This window comes from Achromobacter sp. 1L-A-4-B-C2 (assembly GCF_057291955.1).
The window spans coordinates 1,082,326-1,103,113 of record NZ_JBXAWP010000003.1; the positions used below are offsets into that span (position 1 = coordinate 1,082,326).

The 20,788-nt window shown below is 63.9% G+C and carries 15 protein-coding genes and 1 tRNA gene; 9 read left to right on the forward strand and 7 right to left on the reverse strand.

Going from position 1 to position 20,788, the window contains the following annotated elements:
- Window positions 1–15: 15 nt before the first annotated feature.
- Window positions 16–2,091, reverse strand: coding sequence for an AsmA family protein (locus tag AC0Z35_RS18340; RefSeq protein ID WP_485132160.1), 2,076 nt, complete (start codon window positions 2,089–2,091; stop codon window positions 16–18).
- A 355-nt stretch (window positions 2,092–2,446) separates the two neighbouring features.
- On the opposite strand from AC0Z35_RS18340, the gene AC0Z35_RS18345 reads away from it, so the two are divergent.
- A complete protein-coding gene (locus AC0Z35_RS18345; protein WP_485132159.1) occupies window positions 2,447–4,372 on the forward strand; it encodes an LTA synthase family protein in 1,926 nt (641 codons plus the stop codon).
- A 19-nt stretch (window positions 4,373–4,391) separates the two neighbouring features.
- Here the strand turns inward: AC0Z35_RS18345 and AC0Z35_RS18350 are convergent, their stop codons facing one another.
- On the reverse strand, window positions 4,392–4,997 hold the full coding sequence (locus AC0Z35_RS18350; protein ID WP_319305541.1) for a DNA-3-methyladenine glycosylase I: 606 nt from the start codon (window positions 4,995–4,997) through the stop codon (window positions 4,392–4,394).
- Between the two features lie 221 nt (window positions 4,998–5,218).
- Between AC0Z35_RS18350 and AC0Z35_RS18355 the strand changes: the two genes are divergently transcribed.
- A complete protein-coding gene (locus tag AC0Z35_RS18355) occupies window positions 5,219–5,680 on the forward strand; it encodes a YkgJ family cysteine cluster protein (protein ID WP_046804230.1) in 462 nt (153 codons plus the stop codon).
- Between the two features lie 19 nt (window positions 5,681–5,699).
- On the opposite strand, the gene AC0Z35_RS18360 is transcribed toward AC0Z35_RS18355, so the two are convergent.
- Complete coding sequence (locus AC0Z35_RS18360; protein ID WP_082134428.1) at window positions 5,700–6,485, reverse strand: helix-turn-helix domain-containing protein; 786 nt, start codon at window positions 6,483–6,485, stop codon at window positions 5,700–5,702.
- A 106-nt stretch (window positions 6,486–6,591) separates the two neighbouring features.
- On the opposite strand from AC0Z35_RS18360, the gene AC0Z35_RS18365 reads away from it, so the two are divergent.
- From AC0Z35_RS18365 to AC0Z35_RS18395, 7 genes are all read left to right on the forward strand, one after another.
- Window positions 6,592–7,029, forward strand: a complete 438-nt coding sequence (locus AC0Z35_RS18365; RefSeq protein ID WP_046804231.1) for a Fur family transcriptional regulator — start codon at window positions 6,592–6,594, stop codon at window positions 7,027–7,029.
- Complete coding sequence (locus AC0Z35_RS18370; RefSeq protein WP_485132158.1) at window positions 7,026–7,445, forward strand: hypothetical protein; 420 nt, start codon at window positions 7,026–7,028, stop codon at window positions 7,443–7,445. The genes AC0Z35_RS18365 and AC0Z35_RS18370 overlap by 4 nt, the downstream gene beginning before the upstream one ends.
- A 283-nt stretch (window positions 7,446–7,728) precedes the next feature.
- The gene (locus AC0Z35_RS18375; protein ID WP_485132157.1) at window positions 7,729–8,640 is read left to right on the forward strand and encodes a LysR family transcriptional regulator; all 912 of its coding nucleotides are present in this window, start codon (window positions 7,729–7,731) and stop codon (window positions 8,638–8,640) included.
- 159 nt (window positions 8,641–8,799) lie between these two features.
- Window positions 8,800–10,410 (forward strand): methyl-accepting chemotaxis protein, encoded by a 1,611-nt coding sequence (locus AC0Z35_RS18380; RefSeq protein WP_046804234.1) that lies wholly within the window; start codon window positions 8,800–8,802, stop codon window positions 10,408–10,410.
- Between the two features lie 184 nt (window positions 10,411–10,594).
- Window positions 10,595–10,882: a ClpX C4-type zinc finger protein gene (locus tag AC0Z35_RS18385; RefSeq protein WP_046804235.1), complete on the forward strand. Its 288-nt coding sequence runs from the start codon at window positions 10,595–10,597 to the stop codon at window positions 10,880–10,882.
- 295 nt (window positions 10,883–11,177) lie between these two features.
- Entirely contained in the window at window positions 11,178–14,207 is a 3,030-nt protein-coding gene (locus AC0Z35_RS18390; protein ID WP_485132156.1) for an autotransporter family protein, read from the forward strand.
- Window positions 14,208–14,510: 303 nt separating this feature from the next.
- Window positions 14,511–17,606: an autotransporter outer membrane beta-barrel domain-containing protein gene (locus AC0Z35_RS18395; protein ID WP_485132155.1), complete on the forward strand. Its 3,096-nt coding sequence runs from the start codon at window positions 14,511–14,513 to the stop codon at window positions 17,604–17,606.
- 333 nt (window positions 17,607–17,939) lie between these two features.
- On the opposite strand, the gene AC0Z35_RS18400 is transcribed toward AC0Z35_RS18395, so the two are convergent.
- From AC0Z35_RS18400 to AC0Z35_RS18415, 4 genes are all read right to left on the reverse strand, one after another.
- A tRNA-Lys gene (locus AC0Z35_RS18400) sits at window positions 17,940–18,015 on the reverse strand.
- A gap of 135 nt (window positions 18,016–18,150) precedes the next feature.
- Window positions 18,151–18,948, reverse strand: coding sequence for a MetQ/NlpA family ABC transporter substrate-binding protein (locus AC0Z35_RS18405; RefSeq protein ID WP_104143395.1), 798 nt, complete (start codon window positions 18,946–18,948; stop codon window positions 18,151–18,153).
- A 64-nt stretch (window positions 18,949–19,012) separates the two neighbouring features.
- Complete coding sequence (locus AC0Z35_RS18410) at window positions 19,013–19,666, reverse strand: methionine ABC transporter permease (RefSeq protein WP_006226291.1); 654 nt, start codon at window positions 19,664–19,666, stop codon at window positions 19,013–19,015.
- Window positions 19,623–20,711 (reverse strand): methionine ABC transporter ATP-binding protein, encoded by a 1,089-nt coding sequence (locus AC0Z35_RS18415; RefSeq protein ID WP_046804292.1) that lies wholly within the window; start codon window positions 20,709–20,711, stop codon window positions 19,623–19,625. The genes AC0Z35_RS18410 and AC0Z35_RS18415 overlap by 44 nt, the downstream gene beginning before the upstream one ends.
- Window positions 20,712–20,788 lie beyond the last annotated feature (77 nt).

A 20,788-nucleotide genomic window follows, 5' to 3' on the forward strand; every position in this document is an offset into this window, starting at 1 on the left:
GCCATCCTGACCGACCTACTTCCCCTTCTGCGCCGGCGCGGTCGGCGGCTTGCGCATCTGTTCCAGCAACGGCCCGCACGCGTTTTCGTCGTTGGTGCTGGGCGCGATCAAGGCCAGCAGGCCGGCGGCCGGGGTCAGCAACACGCCCAGCGCCACCATGCCCGCGCCGCGCGCGGCCAGCGGGCCCACGTGCACGCCCACATCGGGGTCGCCGAACGTACCGCGCACGTACAAGGGCGAACGCAGCGAAAAGATGCGGAAGCCCTTGCTGTCGGGCGTGACGTCCATATCGATTTTTTCGTTCTTGAAATCGGCCGTGCCGGTGATGCTGATCAGCGCGTTTTCAGTGTCGAAAACAAAGACGCGCGGCGTCATCACGCCGTTCTTCATGGCCAGGTCGGCGGCGCCGCAATTGATCTTTACCTCGTCGTCGCCAAACAGCTTGGACACCACGTAGTTGCCTACATTCAGGCCGGCGATCTCCATCAGGCTGCGGCTGATGACGCCGTCGTTGACCAGCATTTTGATGTCGCCGGTGGACGTACCCAGCAGCGCCGCCACGGAATTGCCGGTGCCGCTGACGGCAAGATCTCCGTTCAGTTCGCCCAGCGTCTTCTGCATGGCTTCGGTGGCGGGGAACAGCTGCTTGAGCCGCAGGCGGCGCGCATGCAGGTCCACGCGCCCGGCCATGGCCTCGTGGGCACCATCCAGATTGATGGTGCCGTTGATGTTGCCCCCCGCGATGCCGAACTTGAAGGGGTCCAGCGTCAGCTTGCCGTCCTGCAAGACCACGTGCACCGACAGGTCTGACAAGGGCAGCTTGCTGTCGTGGATGATGCGGCCGGCGTCCAGCGACACGTCGGCATCCATGTCGCGCCAGCGGTCGGTGCGAAACGCCTGCGTGGGCAGCACCTTGCCGCCCTTGGGCTTGGCTGGCGCGTCCTTTGTCTTGTCGGCGGGTGCCGCGGCGGTGCCGTCTGCCGGCACCCCGATCAACGGCCCCAGGTCGACCATGCGCAATTGCTTGGACGACAACTTGCCCGTCAGCTTGGGCCGCGGCGCCCCCAGGGCAAAGGTGATGTCGCCATGCAAGTCGCTATTGCCGACCTTGCCGTTGAAGTCCTTGTAGTCAAACACGGCGCCGCCCGGGTTTTGCAGCTTGGCCACCAAATGCCCATCCGTGGAATACGGCGGCGTATCCGGCAAGGTCACGCCCGTCAGCGGGTACAGCTGCGCCATGGATGCGCCGGCCAGCTTCAGGCGCAAGTCCAGTGCGCCCAGGTTGGCGGGGTCGGTCACGGTGCCGGTGATCGACGCCTTGGTGCCGCCCACGGCGACATCCGCCTGCACCGGAAAGGGTTGCTTGGGATCTTGCAGGGCCAACATGCCGCCGACCTTGCCTTCGCCTTTGGTGTCCAGACCTTTGTATTTGCCGTCAACCTTCCAGCCGAAGACATAGTCGCGCGGCGCCGGGGCCTGGCCGTCCTGTGGCGCGACGGCGGCGCCCGCCACGTCGGCGAACGGGACGGGCTTGCCCAGCGGATCGACCAGCACCGTCAGGTCGGCTTTAAGCGTCTCGTCGACGAAACCAACGCGGCCCTTGTCGAAACCGATCTCGTTGATGTCCAGCACCCACGGCGACGGCTCGCCGGATTCAGGCAGCGTGAATACCCAGTTGGCGCGGCCATCGGCCAGCCGTTGCAGATCGGCGGCGGGCTCGGTCAGCTGGATTCTGCGAATGACGACGCGCTGGCGCAGCAATGGCAACAGCGCCAGGCTGAACTCGCCGCGCTTGAGGGTGGCGAAGTTCGGGGCCTTGGCCCAAGGCGCATTGCCGATCGAAATATCGTTGGCGACCACGTGCGGCCACGGCACCCAGGCCCGCCAACCGCCCTCGTCCCGTTCACGCTGCCACTTGACGCTGAGATCGCCATTGATGGCGAACGGCCTGCCGATGGCGGCGCTGGCGCGCTCGTTGATCATGGGCTTGGCGCGATTCCAGTCAAAGGTGGCGATCACCACCGCCAATACCAGCACGATCAAGGCCAGAGCCCCTACAATCCCGATCGCTATTTTTCTTGTTCGCGTCATGGCGTTCATCCTTGGCGTTATGGCCGGCCCGTCACCGCCGACCCCATTTACCGACAAGGGTATCGCGGCCCGGGGCAAGGGTTAAGCTTGCCGGCCCCATAATGTGTGCGGATCTTTCCAAGCGGCGGCGCTGCGTACCGGCCGACATGGCGGTCGTCGCCTTGCCTGACGCAGCATGCGGCGTGCCCGGTAAAGGTGAAGCACAATAAGGGCCGTTACAAAGCGAAATAGCCGAAGCGGTGACCGGCGTGGTCGGGCGCGCGGATTCGCTGAATTTTCTACGCGGTCCCTGATCCAATGCCCGCAAGATTGGTTTCGGCCCACCGGGCCGGATGCAGAACAACCTGGAGGCCCAATGCGGCATTCAACCCTGATTTTCGTAGTGGCGGCATTTGCGCTGCTGACGTTGAGCCGCTTGGCGCTGGCCGCCTGGCAGTGGCAGCGCGTGCGCAATGCCGGTGGCCTGGTCCCCTTGTTGCTGGGCGGCTTGCGCATCGACGCGCATCAGATCGCCGTGCTGGCCGCGCTGCCGGCGGTGCTGTCGCCTTTCTTTGGCCACTTTCCGATTGCCGCCTCGCTTGCCGGATATTGGTACCTGGTGGCCTTCATGCTGCTGGCCTTTCTGGAAGTGGCCTCGCCGCCCTTCATCCTGGAATACGACTCCCGGCCCAACCGCCTGTTCGTTGAATACCTGAAGCACCCGCGCGAAGTCTCGGGCATGCTGTGGCGCGGCTACAAGCTGGTGCTGGTGGGCGCCTTTGCCGCCCTGGCGCTGATCGGCTGGGGCGCGTACGCCCTGTTCGGACACGCCCAGGCCGACGCGGCGCTGACCTGGTGGCAGATGCCGATTGCCAGCGTGGTGATCCTGGCGGTAGTCATCCTGGCCATACGCGGCACGCTCGGCCATCGCCCGATCAACCCGTCTTCGGTGGCCTATTGCTCGGACGGCATGCTGAACACGCTGGCGCTCAATTCGCTCTACAACGTGTTCTACGCCGTCTACAGCATGAAGAACGAAAAGTCGGCCTCGGCGGTGTACGGCGGCATGGACGATGACCGGATGCACGATCTGGTGCTGGCGCAAGCCGGCCTGCCCAATCCGCCCGCCAACCCCGACTACCCCAGCCTGCATCGCCAACCCGCCACGCGCAAGACGGCTCGGCCGCTGAACTTGGTGATCATTCTTGAAGAGAGCCTGGGCGCGCAGTACAGCGCGGGCTTGGGCGGCGCCAACCTGACGCCGGAACTGGATGCGCTGGCGCGCGAAGCCTGGGCGTTTACGCGCGCCTATGCCACCGGCACGCGCTCGGTGCGCGGGCTGGAAGCCGTGGTGACGGGCTTTTTGCCCACGCCTGCCCAGGCCGTCTTGAAGCTGCCCCGCTCGCAGCGCGGTTTTTTCTCGCTGGCTGACCTGCTGGGCCGCCATGGCTACCATTCGCGCTTCATCTACGGCGGCGAATCGCACTTTGACAATATGAAGGGCTTCTTCCTGGGCAACGGCTTCAAGCAGATCGTTGACCGCGCCGACTTCGTCGACCCCGCATTCGTGGGCACCTGGGGCGCGTCGGACGAAGACATGTTCAATCAGCTTGACCGCCTGCTGCGCGAAGACGGCGACAAGCCCACCTTCACGCTGGCGTTCAGCGTATCGAACCACACCCCTTGGGAATACCCCGCCGGCCGCATCCAGACGGAAGGCAACCCCGCCACCGTGGAGAACACGGTGCGCTATGCGGACTGGGCGCTGGGCCGCTTCTTTGAACGCGCCAAGGCATCGCCGTACTGGGAGAACACCGTGTTCCTGGTGGCGGCCGACCACGATTCGCGCGTGTTCGGCGCCAGCCTGGTGCCGGTGCGCCACTTCCATATTCCCGCCGTGATCCTGGGCGCCGGCGTCGAGGCACGCCGCGACGACCGCCTGATCAGCCAGATCGACCTGCCGCCCACCTTGCTGTCGCTGATCGGCGTGGACACCGAACACCCGATGATCGGCCACGACCTGACGCGCAGCACACCGGGCCGCGCCATCATGCAGTACGACAACACGTACGGGTATCTGAAGGAAAACGACTTGCTGGTGCTGGCGCCCAACAAAACGCCGGTGCAGTACCGCTACACCGCGCCTGAAGACTACGCGCCCGTTGCCCTGAACCCCGAACTGGCCACCGAAGCGCTGGCCCATGCGCTATGGCCCAGCTGGGCGTATCGCGAAGGCCGTTACAGCCTGCCCGGGCTGACGCCCGAAATGGCGGCCACGCCGGTGGACGCCGCCAAGCGCTGATCCACGCGCCACGCGCTGATCAGCGCGGGCGCAGGAACCCCTTGCGCGCCTTGTCGCTGGGCGCATGGCAATGGCAGTCGGGGGTGTGGTCGTTGACCATGCCCACCGATTGCATGAAGGCGTAGACAGTGGTGGGCCCGACGAACTTCCAGCCCAGCTTTTTTAATGCCTTGGACAGCGCGATGGATTGCTCTGACGTTGACGCGCCCAGCGTCGATGGCGACCCGTCGGGCGCTTCAAAGCGCCAGAAGAACGCGGCCAGGGACCCTTCCCGATCGATCATTTCCAACGCGCGCGCCGCGTTGTTGATCACGGCTTCAATCTTGCCCCGATGGCGCACGATGCCGGCATCGGCCAACAACGCCTGGATGTCTTGCTCGCCAAACTTCGCGACGCGGGCGGGGTCGAACTCGGCAAAGGCGCGACGAAACGCCGCGCGCTTGTTCAGGATGGTGCGCCAGCTGAGGCCCGACTGAAATCCTTCAAGGCAAAGCTGTTCGAACAGCGCGCGATCATCCCCTTGCGGGCGCCCCCACTCGGTGTCGTGATAGGCCATGTATTCGGCGGATGTATCCACCCAGCCGCAACGGGCAAGGCCGTCGGGGAAGTCGTTTTTGGCGTTCAAGGCAAAGCTCCAGGCTGCGGTCAGGTATCGATGCTAACGCAGCAACGTCCCCGAAAAAAGTCGTAGCAGCCGCAGTCTGAATCCAGCTACTATTTGCGCTCTGATCCCGTGCCGGCCCTGTCCGCGCGCGCCCCGGATCCCAAACGGGCTTGCACCAACAGCAAGCCCGTTTTGCGTCCATCCCGGGGTTGGGCAGGCTTGCCAAACTTCTCCCCTCTCTCATGTCGCTGCTAGAGACCGCTGTTCTGACGTTCGTGTCGCCCGCCATCCTGGCCGGTGACAAGGCCGATGCCAACCCTTGCCTGGACTGCGGCGCCTGTTGCTCGCACTTTCGGGTGTCGTTCTATTGCGGCGAGCTGGCGGGCGAAAACGGTGGCCACGTGCCGGTGGAATTGGTCACGCAGATGAGCCCGCTGCGTGCCTGCATGAAGGGCACCGAAATGGGAGGCGGCCGCTGCATTTCGCTGCGTGGCGAACTGGGCAAGCCCGGCATCCACTGCGCCATCTACGAAGACCGCCCCACGCCCTGCCGGGAATTCGATATCTGGATGCCCGATGGGTCGCCGAACCCGGACTGCCAGCGCCTGCGCGCAGGCCTGGGGCTGGCGCCCGTTGCGCCCCGCCCCGATGCGGAAAACGACCCGCAAGGCCCGATGCACCCGGATCAACCGGCCGCGGCGTAGCCACGCGCCCGCCGCACGGTCAATGCGGTTGCAGCCCCGCCAGATAACGCGTGGGCGTCATGCCGAAAGCCGCCCGGAAACTGCCGATGAAGGCGCTGGTGCTTTCGTAGCCCACCGACAAGGCAGCCTGCGTTACCGAGCCGCCCCGGCACAGCATTTCAAGTGCGCGCAGCAAGCGCGCCTGCTGCCGCCACTGCCCCAGCGTGACGCCGGTCTCTTGCCGAAACCTGCGCATCAAGGTGCGCGACGACATGTTCAGCCGCTGCGCCCATTCATCGATGCCTGCCATGTCGTCAGGCGTATCCAGCAGCGTGTTGGCCAGGTCTTGCAGACGCGGGTCAACGGGCATCGGCAGCAGTTGCGGCGTATGCGCGCGCGAGTCCAGTTCGTGCAACAGCACGTCAAACAGCTGAGCCTGGTAGGCGCCGGAAATTTCGCCCGGCTGGCTGCCGCTGAACCGGTCAACCAAGGCTTCGATAAGTTTGGATGACGGCCATGACCGGCAGTGCGCCGGCAACCGGTGGCAGACGTCGGGCCGCACGTAGAGGAACGTGCCGCGGGCATCGCCGAACCAGCGGGCGCCGTGCGGCGTGCCGGGGGGAATCCAGCCCAGGCTGCCCGGCATCACCGTCCAGACCTGCGAGCCGGCCTGAACCACCACCAGGCCTTCATGCACCAGCGTCAGCATGCCTTCGTCATGCACGTGCAAGGGCACGGCGATGCCCTTGGACTCGCGCCGCCCTTGCACGCTGAACGATGTCAGCAGCGTATCGGGGCGCGCGTTGGCGATGGCCATGTGAAGCATGGTTGGCAACTTTGAGCTACAGGTTGACGGGTTCCCGTTAGCGGGCGAAGTTGAAAATGTACATCATTCTCATCAGTCGGGCATCAGCCCCCCGAAGGAGAAAACGATGGACACTACGCGGCTGCGCGACGCCGGCATTAAAGCCACCTTCCCGCGTCTGAAGATTCTTGATCTGTTTTATCAGCACGCCGATCAACACATGAGCGCGGCCGACATTTACCGCAATCTGATCTCGGACCGCAGCAGCATCGGCCTGGCCACGGTGTATCGCGTGATCACGCAACTTGAAGACGCCGGCCTGCTCAAACGCACTCAGCTCGACGCGCACAACACCGTGTTCGAGCTTAACGACAAAGGGCACCACGACCATCTGGTCTGCAAGCACTGCGGACAGATCCTGGAATCCAGCGATCCCGCCATGGCGCAACTGGTGCGCAAGATCGCCAAGCGCAGCGGTTTCCTGCTGGACTCCTACAGCCTGGTGCTCTACGGCAGTTGCGGCTGCAAAGCCGCCGCGCCGCTCGCCCAAGGAGAATTCGAATGAACCGCGATCATTTTTTCTTTCACGATCTATCGCGCTTTCCCATCGTGACCGCCAAACACGGCGGCGCCCCCGCCGGTTATTCGGCCAGCTGGATACGCGAGATGGAAATGCTGGTGGACAACCCGCAAAGCTTCGTCATGGTCATGCCAGACATGCGTATGGAAGCCGGCCACGACGACCGCAAGGCGATGATCGATTGGCAGACGCGCAATATGCAGCGCTTGAAAGCACGTTGCCGCGCCTTTATTGCGGTTGAACGGGAACCTGATGCGCTGAACCGCATCCGCCAACGCGGCGAGAAAATGGCGCGCGCGTTCGGCATGCCGTTCCTGGCGGTGGCCACCAGCGCCGAAGCCCTGCAATGCGCGCGAGAACTGCTTGGCCACAGCGGCCCCAGTGGATTCGTCGTGGATTGAATTTGTGTGTATCGCGGTAGTACCTGCGCGCCTTCGGGCGCGTTTTGCATTTCCGGCGCTGCACAAAAACGCCGAGATTGCCGAAATTCGAATGCAATATTGATTATTTTGCGATTGTGGCAAAAGGCGTTGCTGGCATAAATTCCGTCTTTGGCACTTCCGCTGGTCCCTGCCCGCCGGGACTTGCGTGCGACGGCCGTTTCCGATGCCATCCGCCCCGCGCGCCATTTTTGCGGCTGCCAACCGCTTGGACTCGACATTGAGATTTACGGCATCCACGTCAATGAAGCGATTCCACTTCGATAGCACCGCGCTTCGTTATTTTCTTACCGTCGTCGACACCGGGTCCGTCAATGGCGCCGCCGCGCGGCTGAACGTGGTCAGCTCGGCGGTCAGCCGGCAGATCGCAGGGCTGGAACAGCGCCTGCAAAACCAGCTGTTTGAACGCCATCCCAAAGGCATGCGCGTGACCGAGGTGGGCCGCATCCTGGCGGACCATGCACGGCGCGTGGAAGCCGATGCCGCACGCACGTATGCCGAAATCGGCGGCCAGAACGGGCGTTACACGCAAACCGTGAAGATCGCCGGCGCCCATGGCATTGCGGCGCGCGCGCTGCCGCCTAAATTCGCGGCGTTCCAGACAGAGCATCCGTCGGTGCGCTTTAACCTGACCGTGCTGGACGCCGGGCTGATCACTGAAAGAGTGCGCTCGGCGCAGGCCGACATCGGCGTCACGTACAGCCACGCAGCCGAAAAGGACATTGCCGTCATCTGTGCACGGCCGGCCGAGATCGTGGCCGTGATGCGCCCCGGCCATCCGCTGGCCGCCCATGGCTCGTTGCATTTGACGCAGCTGTCGGCCTATCCGCTGGCGTTGCCCGAAGGCGGCAGCGCGTTGCGCCGGCTGCTGGACATGGCCTCAAGCCTGTACAACACCACCCTGTCGCCCGCCTTCACCTCCAATCACCCCGATGCGGTCTACCACTATGTGCTGACGGGCAACGCGGTGACCTTGTGCGCCCGCTTGACCGCCGCCGCCCAGCTGACGGCCGGCACATTGGTTTGCCGGCCCGTTCAAGACGCGCTGCTGAACGGCGGCCAGATCCAGATCCAGACCCACGTATCGCGCCCGCTGCCCGACGCGGCCCAGCGGTTTTTGCGGTATCTGCGCAGCGACACCGAAGGATTGTTCTAGGCACGGGCGCGCCGCCGCCAGCTGCGTTGCCGAAACGACAACGGGGCGCTGAGAAATGATCAATTGTTAAAGTTGTAATCTAAATTTACAGTCGACGCGGGTTTATCACTTGATCTTGGCGGCGGCTTTGCGCCGACCGCCCTTGCTGGAGTCTCGCGCATGTTTAAGAACCTGAAAATTCGGACCGGGCTGTTGTCCGTCCTTACGCTGTTCGTCCTGGCGCTGGCCGCCGCCACCGGCATGGGCTGGTCATTCGCCAAGGTGGCCGATGAAGCGGTCGACAACCTCAATCTGGTGTCTACCGAGCAGACCCGCCCGCTTTACGAGACGCAAGTCCTGCTATTGCGCACCCGCATCACGCTGGTGGCCGCCTATCTGGACGTGCAGGCCGGACGCACCGCTCAGGCGCAGGCCAGCGTCGAGCAGGCGGGCAAGTTCCTGGCCAGCGCGCGCAAACGCTATGCCGTATTCCAGACGGTGCCCAAGCTGACGGACGCCGCCCGCAAAATGACGGCGGACATGGACGGCGTATTCGACGCCTATGTCCGCAGCATCGACGCGCTGGGCGATGCGCTGCAAAAGCAATCCGCCGAAGGCTACGTCGCGGCGGTGGCCGAGGCCCGCGTTGCGGACGCGCGATTCGAAGAACGGCTTGGCGCCATCCTGTCCCACACGGAGCGGCGCGCCGTGGAGATCAACGACGCGTCGGACCGCCGCTATCTGCAAGCCGAAACCGCCGCCATCGTCATGTTGAGCCTGGCGTTGATTCTTGCCATCGGTTGCTGGCGCTTCATCAGCCGCCAGGTGCTGTCTCCGTTGAAAGAGGCCGCGGTGCACTTTGACCGCATCGCCTCGGGCGACCTGACGCAGCGCGTCCACACCGGGGCCGACAACGAGATCGGCGTGTTGTTCTCGGCCCTGAAGCGCATGCAGGAAAGCCTGACGCGCACCGTGGCCGAAGTGCGCCGCAGCGTGAACGAAATCAACACGGGCGCGGCCGAGATCGCGTCGGGCAATACCAATTTGTCTTCCCGCACGGAAGAGCAGGCTGCGTCGCTGGAAGAAACGGCCGCCAGCATGGAAGAGCTGGCCACGGCGGTCAAGCAGAACACCGAACACGCCCACCAGGCCAACGCGCTGGCGGCGGAAAGCCGCGGGGTGGCAATGCGCGGTGGCGAAGCGGTGCACCAGGTGGTGGAAACCATGTCGCGCATTTCGGATAGCTCGCGCCGCATCGCCGAGATCGTTTCGGTCATTGACGGCATCGCGTTCCAGACCAATATCCTGGCGCTGAACGCTGCCGTGGAAGCGGCCCGGGCCGGCGAGCAAGGCAAGGGCTTTGCGGTAGTGGCGGGCGAAGTGCGGTCGCTGGCGCAACGCAGCGCGCAAGCCGCGCGCGAGGTCAAGGACCTGATCGAACAGTCCACCACCAACGTGGACAGCGGCGCCGAACAGGTGCGCCAGGCCGGTGAGACCATGCAGGAAATCGTGTCGTCCGTGCAGCGCGTTACGCAGATCATGGCGGAAATCACCGAAGCGTCGACGGAGCAATCGCAAGGTATCGACCAGATCAACCGCGCGGTTACGCAAATGGACGACGTGACGCAGCAAAACGCCGCCTTGGTCGAGCAAGCCGCCGCTGCCGCGTCGTCGCTGGAAGACCAGGCCAAGCGTCTGGCCGCTACGGCCGCGTTTTTCAAGGTGCCGGCTGAAACCATTATCGACGTCACGCCGCAGGCGGTTGCGTTACGTCACGCCCACGCGCACTGAGGCGATGACCGCCGCCTCATGCAAATGGCCGATATTGCCCCGTCACCCCATCCATTTGTATGAGTATTTTTTCCCTAAGCCGTTTTCCGGTTTAAGACTTGCCGGCCTGTGGCCGTTGTTAAAGGTGTAGGCGCCGTTATCCACGCGGCGCCTTGCCCCCCACCACAACGAGCCGCCCGCCAAAATGAATCGCGCCCTTGCCTGTATTTTTTGCCATTCAACGCTGGCCCAGGGCGCGCCGTTGCTGGAAAAAAACGGTGCAGCCATCTGCAAGCGCTGCGTCGACCAATTCTCGGAACGCTTTTCGGAACGCGCCTGGGTCATGGCGGCCACGCTGGAAGAACAGCTGGACGTGCTGCTGGAAGAAAGCCGGCGGGCGTTGACGCAAAGCGAAGCGCTGTCCGAACGGGCACGCAGTTGCGGCCTGAGCCTGCACTTGCTGTCGGGCGCATCGGCGCGCACGCCATCCTGACGCAACACGTATTCCAGGGACGCATGGCATTGGGATATATGGACGCTTATATCGGCCTTCCTTAGGGCTTTGAAGCTGTCAGCTATCCGTAAGATCGCCTGCGCACGTTGCAAAACACTGTTGGGCTGATTATTAAAAGCTGCACGCCTGACGCGTTTTTGTTTTTTGTCGACATTATCGAACGTGCCGGCCCGTCCGCTTTCCCTTCGTCTGTGAAATGGCCCTCCCGCGTTTAGTACCCAGTATTAAGCGTGCACCGTTTTGCCGTCGCCCATCTCATTACCGAAAAGCAAAAATGCCTTCCTACGAAATGAAAAAACGGGCGATTTGTCTTGCCCTGCAATCACTTGGCCTGAGCGGCGCGTGGTCGTTAAGCCTGCTGGCCGCGACGCCCGCGCTGGCCCAGAACATCACGTGGACCGGCACGCAGAACAGCGATTGGCAAGAGGCGCAAAACTGGTCCACCGCGACGCTTCCTGGTGCCGCCGGTTATTTATTCATCAATAGCGTGGCGCCCAACGCACCGGTTATCAACAACAGCGCCGGACAGGCGGGCATATTGTTTCTGGGCGCAATCGGCGGGCCATCGTTGACGTTGATCAATGGCGGGACGTTAAACAGCGACAGTGCCATCGTCGGCAATTCGAATAATGGCTTTACGGCCGGCACGTCCGAGCTTGAATCTGGTACGGCTACCATCAGCGGCGCCGGCTCGCAATGGAACGCCACCTTTTTAACCCTCGGTTTATATGGCGCGGGCACGTTGAACATTACCGCGGGCGGCAAAGCCGTCACGGCCAACACTGTGTCGCTGGGCGCGCACGCCACGTCCCACGGCACGCTGAATATTTCGGGCGTGGGCAGCGCGTTGCAGGCGGGGCAGATTACCGTCAGCGACAGCGGCGCCAGCCTGTTGCGAATTTCGGATCACGGCACGGCGCAGGGTTCCTCCTTGCTGGTCGCCAATAGCGCGGGCTCGGTGGGTACCGTCGAGATCCTCGGCGCCGGGGCCTCATTACAGACCAGCGGCAGCATGACGATCGGCGCGCGCGGCACTGGCACCGTCACCATCACCGGCGGCGCGTCGGCCACATCGGCCACCCGAACCTATTTGGGCTCATATGCCGGCGGTGTCGGCAAACTGGCGGTGTCCGGCGTTGGCAGCCGGTTCTCGTCGGTGAACGATATGGTCGCCATCGGCATGGATGCAGGATCGAAAGGCGAACTGACGGCAACGGACGGCGCGCTGGTCGACACGTTTCAGATCGTGGCGGGATACAGCGCGGCAAGCGAGGGCACCGTCGTCGCCGACGGCCCGCAAACCAAAGTCAGAACGACCAGCGCATTCCTGGTGGGCTATTACGGCAATGGCACCGTCAGCCTGTCCAATGGCGCCATGCTGGAAACGGCTAACCGCGTCCGGATCGGTGACGCTACCGGCTCGACCGGCACCCTGAATATCGGCGCCGCCGCCGGCGATGCCGCCACGGCTCCCGGCGTGGTGCAGGCGGCGCTGGGCGTGCGCTTTGGCAATGGGACCGGCAAGCTGGTCTTCAACCACACCGGCACGGATTATGTCTTTGCCCCCGCAATCAATTCCTTGTCACCGGGAATGGGCACGATCGACGTGCTGGCGGGCACGACCATCTTGACGGGCGATTCCAGCGCCTTCAGCGGGCAGACCCATGTGCAAGGCGGCGTCCTGACGGTGAACGGCATCCTGGGCGGCACGTTGAACGTAGCCGGCGGCGCGTCATTGCGCGGGGTCGGGCAGGTTGGCACGACCACGCTGCAAAGCGGCGCCATTCTGTCGCCCGGCAAGCTTGGCGGCGCGCTGACCGTAGCGGGCGACCTGACATTCTCGCCAGGATCGGTCTACCAGGTGATGGCGGATTCGCAATCGTCGGCAAGCAGCCGCGTAGTGGTCAGCGGCACGGCGAATCTGGCGGGGTCCGCCGTCCATATCGGCCCGGATGGCGGGTTCCAGACGCAGCGCGAATACACCATTCTTAGCGCCGGCACGATCAACGGGCGGTTCGACTCCTTGTCGTCCAACTACGCTTTTCTGGACCCGGCGTTGCATTACGACGCCCAGAACGTCGTGATGCAGCTTGGCCGCAAGCAGGTGCCCGTGGACCCGGGTACGCCCGGCACCCCGGAAACGCCGACCCGCCCCATCGCCTTCGCCGACGCGGCGCAAAGCGGCAACCAACGTGCCGTGGCCAACGCGCTGGACAGCCTGCCCGCCGGCAACCCGCTGCACGACTACATCCTGACGCTGCCGGAAGGCGCCACCAGCGCCGCGTTCAACAGCCTGTCCGGCGAAGCGCACGCCAGCGTGACCTCCAGCCTGACCGGCTTTAACAACACGGTGCGCACCGTGCCGCTGGCCTATCTGCGCGCCAATATGGGCGCCGGCATGCGGCCGGGCGCCCCCACCGCGCAAGCCGGCGGCACGCCCTTAGCGTCCGCCTTGCCTTCGTCAAACGCGCAGCCCGCCTGGGCCGAAGTGATCGGCAACTGGCAAACCTTGAAAGGCAACAGCGATGCCGGCCAAGTCCGCCAGAAGACCGGCGGCGTCTTCGCCGGCGTGGACCATGCCCTGGGCGGCGGCTGGCGCCTGGGAGGCGCGCTGGGCTTTACCGACGCCGACATACGCGTTGACGACCGCTCGTCCAAAGCCGACGTCGCCGGGTACAGCGCGGCCGTGTTCGGCGGCAAAGTGTTTGAGATGGGGCCGGGCAAGTTGAATCTGATGCTGGGCACGTCGTACACCTGGCACGACATATCCACCGAACGTCACGCCAACGTGGCAGGTGCTTCGCAAAAGCTGACGGCCGATTATGGCGCCAGCACGACGCAATTGTTCACGGAACTGGGCTACGCCCTGCCCGTTTCGGATCACGTCAGCATCGAGCCCTTTGCCGGCCTGGCATGGAGCGACACGCGCACCCGCGGCTTCTCGGAATCAGGCGGTTCAGCCGCGCTGCGCGGGGAAAGCGACAGCACCACGCAGACCAGCAGCACGCTGGGCTTGCGCGCACTGACGAACTTTACGGTGGGCCAAACCGAAGGCCGCCTCCAGGCAACGTTGGGGTGGCGACATGCTTTTGGCGATGTGCAGCCCCAATCCGTGATGTCTTTTGATGGCGGACAAGCCTTTACCGTGGCGGGCGCGCCCATCGCACGCAATGCCGCGCTGGCCGAGTTGGGCGTCGAAACCGCCGTCACCAAAAACGCGACGATTGGTTTGACCTACAGTGGGCAGTTCGGCGGTGGTAACCGTGAAAACGCGGGGTCACTGCATATGACATGGAGATACTGACCGCCGCGTTTTGTTTTGTCGTTCAATAATAATTAGTGTTTCAAACTTCGCATTTCATATAACAGGATGGTATCTGCCGGCCATTTATTAATACTGCGGTTGGTATCCGCCGCGCCTGCGATTTCAGAATGGATGGTATCTGTTTGCAGGCGTTTTGCTATATAAAAGAACTGGTATAAATTGCGTCCTTTTTTTCGTTAACCCATTCGGTCCACACATATTGGCCTGTTACGTAGAAATACGTTTAAAACAATCCAGCAATGTTTGTGCCGTGGATTATTAATCGAGACAAAGGACGCAGTTTTGATATACGGCACGAAGAAGTGGCTGACGGCGACGCTGGCGCTGGGGACAACTTACTGCGGCGGCGTCATGGCCGCCGACTTGACGGTTTCGCCCGGTAATACGCAAGTGTTCGATGGCTCGGCCAATTACGCCGGGGGCGTGGACGTCAACGGCGGTACGCTGGTTATCGGTGGCAATGGCGGTGGCGCGGGCGTCACGCTGGGCGGCAACGTCAACGCATCATCGAATGGCACGGTGGCGGGCTTCGGCACCGTCAATGGTGACTTGAACGTCTCCGGCGCGCGGGTTGCCCCCGGCTACGAAGTCGGCACGCCAACGGGCGTTTCCAACGGCAACCTGGTCGTCAACGGCAACCTGTCGATGAACAACAGCGTGTTTGCCTTCGAGACCGGCTACGCGGGCCTGCCCATCACCCAACCCGGCACGGGCGACAACATCACGGTCCGTGGCGACGCCGCCATCAACAACACGACGCTGAACGTCACGGTGAATACCTTGGGCGTGAACGCGGGCTATTACCGCATCCTGTCGTACGGCGGCAGCTTGTCGGGCAACGGGCTGACGCTGGGCAGCGTCACCGGCGACTCGGCACCCGGGGCCACCATCCAGTCGTTGACGGGCGATAAGCAGATCAACCTTATCCTTGGCCCCAGCACGACCAATCTGTGGAACGGCAACGGCGCGGCATCCGCCACGCGCGCGGGTGGCGGCAACGGCACCTGGAGCGCCGCAAGCACCAACTGGAATAGCCCCGGCAACGCCACGGGCGCGCTGCCGGATGGCGGCTACGCGATTTTCACGGGCGCGGCCGGCACGGTTACCGTGGACGGCGGCGCGGGCCCTGTCCGCGTGTCCGGCATCCAGTTCGCTACCGACCGCTACCGCCTGCAAGGCGCGCCCATCACGCTGGTGGGCAACGGCGGCAACCCACCGGCCATCGTCGTGGGCGATGGCACCTATGCCTCGGGCCAGTTCGTCGACATTATCGACAACCCCTTGCAGGGCACACAGGGCTTCGTCAAGACCGGCCCGGGCTCGGTCATCCTGACCGCCGACAGCAGCGGCCTGACCGGCCCCATCCTGATCGCGGACGGCGCACTGGAAATCGACGGCAAGTTGAACGGCCCCGTGGATATCGGCCGCGAAGTCGTGCTGGCCGGGGTGGGCCAATTGGGCAGCACCACGCTTTACCCGACCGCCGTGGTGTCGCCGGGCAATGATGGATCGCCCATCGGCACGCTGACCATCAACGGCAACCTGAACTTTGGCCAGGACACGATCTATCGCGTGCACGCCGACCCGGCCAGCAGCGCCAGCGACCGCATCCACGTCACCGGCGTTGCCTACCTGGACGGCAGCGTCGCGCATGTGGGCCCGGACGGCAACTACGCGCCGCGCACAACGTACAACATCCTGACGGCGGATGGCGGCATCCAGGGCCGGTTCACGGGCGCGTCCAGCGGCTATGCGTTCCTGACGCCCACCCTGAGCTACGACGCCAAGAACGCCTTCATGACGCTGACGCGCAACGACGTGCCGATCGGCAGCGTGGGCAACACGGGCAACGAAAACAGCGTGGGCGGCGCACTGGACCAGGAAGCACCGGCCGCGGGCGGCAACGGGTCCGCGTCGGCGGGTAATGGCTCGGCGCCGGCAGGCGGTGGGTCGACATCCACGGGTAATGGTTCGACGCCGGCAGGCGGTGGGTCGGCGTCCACGGGTAATGGTTCGACGCCGGCAGGCAATGGTTCGGCGCCTGCGGGGAACGGTTCGACGTCCACCGGTAATGGCTCGGCGCCGGCAGGCAATGGATCAACGGCCACGGGTAATGGATCGGCGTCGGTAGGCACCGGCTCGACGTCCACCGGCAACGCGTCGACCGCAACCGGCGGCACTTCGGCCTCCACCTCCACCCCCTCCGCATCGACGACGCCCCCTGCCACCGGCAACGGCGCCACGCCGACTACCTCCGGTTCCACGGTCGTCGCCAGTGGCAGCACATCCGGCAAAGCCACGGCCGCCAGCCAGGTAACCAACGCGGTGCTGGCCATGACGCCGGGCCAAGCGCGAGCGGCCTTGGCGATGCTGTCTGGCGAAGCGTACGCCAGCACCACCAGCATCCTGCAAAGCCAGTCGGATGCCGTGCGCACCCTTCCCCTTTCGCACCTGCGCGCCAACCTGGACGCACCCGCGATGGCGGGCCGGCCCACGGCGCAACTGGGATCACCCTCGTCCAACGCGCTACCGCAAAGCGGTGCGTACCCCGTATGGGCGCAGGCGTTCGGCAACTGGAGCACGTTCAAGGGTGACGGCAACGCGTCCAGCGTCAACCAGTCGGCCGGCGGCTTCTTCTTCGGCGCCGATGGCGACGTGGGCAATGGATGGCGGATGGGCGGCGCGCTGGGCTACATCGGCAGCCACAACTCGATGGCTGACGTATCGTCGCGCACGAACGTCGACAGCTACACGGCATCGTTGTTCGGCGGACGCAATTTCAGCGCAGGCCCGGGCGCCATCCGCTTCATGGCGGGTGCTGCGTACACGTGGCACGACATCGACGCCAAGCGCAACGTGGCGGCCGGCAGCCTGAATCAACGACTGGAATCGTCTTACCACGCGTCGTCGACGCAGCTGTTCACCGAACTGGGCTACAAGCTGCCGATGAGCGACACGACCAGCATCGAACCCTACGCCGGCTTGGCGTGGAACCAGCTGCGCACGCGTGATTTCAAGGAGACGGGCGGCACGGCGGCATTGCACGGTTCGGGCAACACGGACGACGTGACCAGCACCACGCTGGGCCTGCGCGGTTCGTGGGATTTCGCATCCAACCGCGCGCCGGGTCGACTGACCGCAACGCTGGGCTGGCGCCATGCGATGGGCGATGTGAGCCCCAAGCAGGAATTGGCGTTTGAAGGCGGCAGCACGTTCTCGGTGACGGGCGTTCCCATCGCGCGTGACGCGGCGGTGTTGGGCTTGGGCGCTGAAATGGCCATCGCCCGGAACACCACGGCGGGCGTGGCCTACGACGCGCAGTTCGGCGGCGGCAACCGCCAGCAGTCGGGCGTGCTGAAGTTGGCGGTTCGGTTCTAAGAAGGAAAGTTCGGGAGCGGGCTCAGGGAGTCCGTTCTTGGATGACGCCTTGGACGCCGGCTTTGCGCGGCGGTCCTGGATGCCGGTCTTGGCCGGCGGTCCTGGATGCCCTTCTTGGGCGCCGTTATTGGTCACCCGTTATTGGTCACCCGTTATTGGTCGCCCCATTCTTGGTCGCCCCGTTCTTGCCGTCCGTTCGTAAAGGCAGATCCAAGCAATCCCCCCGGGAGGTTCCGCGAAGCGCCTCCGACCCGCAGATGAAAAAAAACGCCGCAAAAAAAACGCCGCTAGTGATAGCGGCGTTTTTTTCATTGCGGGTCTTGCGGTGTTCTGTGGTGGGCTGAGCGAGACTCGAACTCGCGACCAACGGATTAAAAGTCCGCTGCTCTACCGACTGAGCTATCAGCCCGACCGAAGCCAGAAATTATGGCGGATTTCTTCGGACTTGTCAAAATAATGACGCCCCGTTCCGCTCAAGCCATCCGTGCGTCCATAAAAAACGGCCGCTTGCGGCGGCCGTTTCCGAGCGGTGCGGCGTCCTGGATTACCAGGCGGCCACCACGGCGCCCTTGTACTTGGTCTCGATGAACTGCTTCACGGCCGGGCTGTGATAGATGCTGACCAGCTTGGCGAATTCGGCGCGGTCCTTGTCCTTTTCACGCACGACCAGCACGTTGGCGTAAGGCGAATCCGGCGATTCCTGGGCGATGGCGTCCTTGGTCGGGTTCAGGCCGGCTTCCAGCGCGAAGTTGGTGTTGATGGCCGACGCGTCGGTGTCGTCCAGCGAACGCGGCAACTGGGCGGCGTCCAGTTCGATGAAGCGCAGCTTCTTCTTGTTTTCCACGACGTCGATCGGGGTCGCCTTCAGGCCCGCTTCCGGACGCAGCTTGATCAAGCCATTGGCTTGCAGCAGCAACAGGGCACGACCACCGTTGGTCGGGTCGTTCGGCAGCGCAATGCGCGCGCCGTCTTTCAGTTCGGCCAGCGACTTGATCTTCTTGCTGTAGATGCCGATCGGGAAAATCACCGTCTTGGCGATGCTGACCAGCTTGTAGCCGCGGTCGGCGTTGGCGTTGTCCAGATAGGGCTGATGCTGGTAGCTGTTCACATCCAGGTCGCCCGCGGCCAGTGCCACGTTGGGCTGCACGTAGTCGGTGAATTCGATGATCTGGATGTTCAGCCCTTGCTTGGCGGCTTCGGCCTTGACCACATCAAAGATCTGCGCGTGTGGGCCGGCGGTGACGCCAACCTTCAACGGCTTGTCCTGTGCCAGCGCGGGCTGGGCGAATACGGCGGCGCCAAGCGCGAATGCAGCCAGCGACTTCAAAACCTTGATGCTCATGTTGCGATATCCCGAGTAACGGAAGTAGAAAGAAGATTGAAGCAAGAGTGAAGCGATGTCGCGTTCAGCGATGCGACATGCGGCGCACGAAACGGTCGCCCAGGCTTTGAATCGCCTGCACCAACACGATCAGCACGATCACGACCGCGGCCATGACGTCCGATTGAAAACGCTGGTAGCCGTAGCGAATGGCCAGGTCGCCCAGGCCACCGCCACCAATGGCGCCGGCCATTGCCGAATAGCCGATCAGGCTGACCACGGTGACGATGGTGGCGGCGATCAGGCCGGGCAAGGCCTCGGGCAGCAGCACCTTCAGGATGATCTGCATCGGCGATGCGCCCATGGCGCGCGCCGCCGTGATCAGGCCCGGGTCCACTTCGCGCATGGCGTTTTCAGCGATGCGGGCCATGAACGGAATCGCGGCCACCGACAGCGGCACGATCGCGGCCGTGGTGCCGATGGACGTCTGCGCCACCAGCCGCGTGAACGGAATGATGGCGACCATCAGGATCACAAAGGGCACCGAACGCGTGGCGTTGATGATGGCGCCCAACACGTGGTTCACCGGCTGGTTCTCCAGCATGTTGCCGCGCGCGGTGACGGTCAGCGTCACGCCCAGCGGAATGCCGATGACCACCGCTATCGCGCTGGCCACGCCCACCATCAACAAGGTGTCAAGCAGCGACGTAATAAGCAGGTCGATCAGTTGCGGACTCATGAGCTATTTCTTCAACGGTAATGTCACGGGCGGTCAACGCGGCAATCGCGTCCTTGACCGCGGCGGGCGTGCCTTGGGCCAGCACGAACATCGTGCCCACGGCCACACCCTGGATGTCTTCAACGCGGGCCTGCACCAGGCCCACGTCCAGCGAAAACTGCTTGGATAGATCGGTCAGGAACGAGCCCGACGAATCCGTGCCGGTCAGAGACAGGCGCAACAAGCGCACGGCCTGGCCGGGCTGTGCGGCGGCCAGCGCGGCGATGCGTTCTTTCACGGCGGCCAAGGTGGCGTCGGTCAGGTCGGACGCGGTAGCGGCCGACACCATGCCGCGCGTGACGTCATGGCGCGGCTGCGCGAACACTTCGCGCGTGCTGCCGATTTCCACCACTTCACCTTGCGACAGCACGGCCACCCGGTCGCACACTTCGCGCACCACTTCCATCTGGTGCGTGATCATCACGACCGTCACGCCCGTCTTGCGGTTGATGTCGCGCAGCAGCGCCAGGATGTTGTGCGTGGTTTCCGGGTCCAGCGCGGACGTGGCTTCATCGCTGAGCAGCACGTCGGGGTTATTGGCCAAGGCGCGCGCGATACCGACGCGCTGCTTCTGGCCGCCGCTGATCTGGCTGGGATAACGGTCGCGCAGATGCTCCAGGCCCACCAGCGCCAACAAGCGCTCGACGCGCGCCGGGATCTCGGCCTTGGCCACGCCGGCGATTTCCAGCGGCAGCGCAACGTTGCCGTACACCGTGCGGCGCGACAGCAGGTTAAAGCCCTGGAACACCATGCCGATACGACGGCGCTGGCCACGCAACTGCGCCTCATTCAGTCCGGTAAGTTGCTGTCCGCCGATGGCAATCGTGCCTTCGTTCGGGCGCTCAAGCAGGTTGATGCACTGGACCAGCGTGCTTTTACCGGCCCCGCTGGGGCCGATGATGCCGAAGACCTCGCCCTGCTCAATGTGCAGGTTGATGCCTCGCAGCGCCTGGAATTGTCCATGCGGCGTGGCATAGGTCTTGGATAGGTTCTCGATGTGAATCATGGCAAGCGATTTTGTATCTTTTCTCTTCTGAAGAGAACGACCGTTTTTTTCATTTTTAATAACTATAAGTAATATTG

Excerpts from the sequence above, each read along its gene's own strand:
- AC0Z35_RS18405 (WP_104143395.1), bottom strand. The coding sequence starts at position 18,948 with ATGAGCATCAAGGTTTTGAAGTCGCTGGCTGCATTCGCGCTTGGCGCC.
- AC0Z35_RS18415 (WP_046804292.1), bottom strand. The coding sequence starts at position 20,711 with ATGATTCACATCGAGAACCTATCCAAGACCTATGCCACGCCGCATGGA.
- AC0Z35_RS18410 (WP_006226291.1), bottom strand. The coding sequence starts at position 19,666 with ATGAGTCCGCAACTGATCGACCTGCTTATTACGTCGCTGCTTGACACC.
- AC0Z35_RS18390 (WP_485132156.1), top strand. The coding sequence starts at position 11,178 with ATGCCTTCCTACGAAATGAAAAAACGGGCGATTTGTCTTGCCCTGCAA.
- AC0Z35_RS18365 (WP_046804231.1), top strand. The coding sequence starts at position 6,592 with ATGGACACTACGCGGCTGCGCGACGCCGGCATTAAAGCCACCTTCCCG.
- AC0Z35_RS18380 (WP_046804234.1), top strand. The coding sequence starts at position 8,800 with ATGTTTAAGAACCTGAAAATTCGGACCGGGCTGTTGTCCGTCCTTACG.
- AC0Z35_RS18385 (WP_046804235.1), top strand. The coding sequence starts at position 10,595 with ATGAATCGCGCCCTTGCCTGTATTTTTTGCCATTCAACGCTGGCCCAG.
- AC0Z35_RS18370 (WP_485132158.1), top strand. The coding sequence starts at position 7,026 with ATGAACCGCGATCATTTTTTCTTTCACGATCTATCGCGCTTTCCCATC.
- AC0Z35_RS18355 (WP_046804230.1), top strand. The coding sequence starts at position 5,219 with ATGTCGCTGCTAGAGACCGCTGTTCTGACGTTCGTGTCGCCCGCCATC.
- AC0Z35_RS18375 (WP_485132157.1), top strand. The coding sequence starts at position 7,729 with ATGAAGCGATTCCACTTCGATAGCACCGCGCTTCGTTATTTTCTTACC.
- AC0Z35_RS18345 (WP_485132159.1), top strand. The coding sequence starts at position 2,447 with ATGCGGCATTCAACCCTGATTTTCGTAGTGGCGGCATTTGCGCTGCTG.
- AC0Z35_RS18340 (WP_485132160.1), bottom strand. The coding sequence starts at position 2,091 with ATGACGCGAACAAGAAAAATAGCGATCGGGATTGTAGGGGCTCTGGCC.
- AC0Z35_RS18360 (WP_082134428.1), bottom strand. The coding sequence starts at position 6,485 with ATGCTTCACATGGCCATCGCCAACGCGCGCCCCGATACGCTGCTGACA.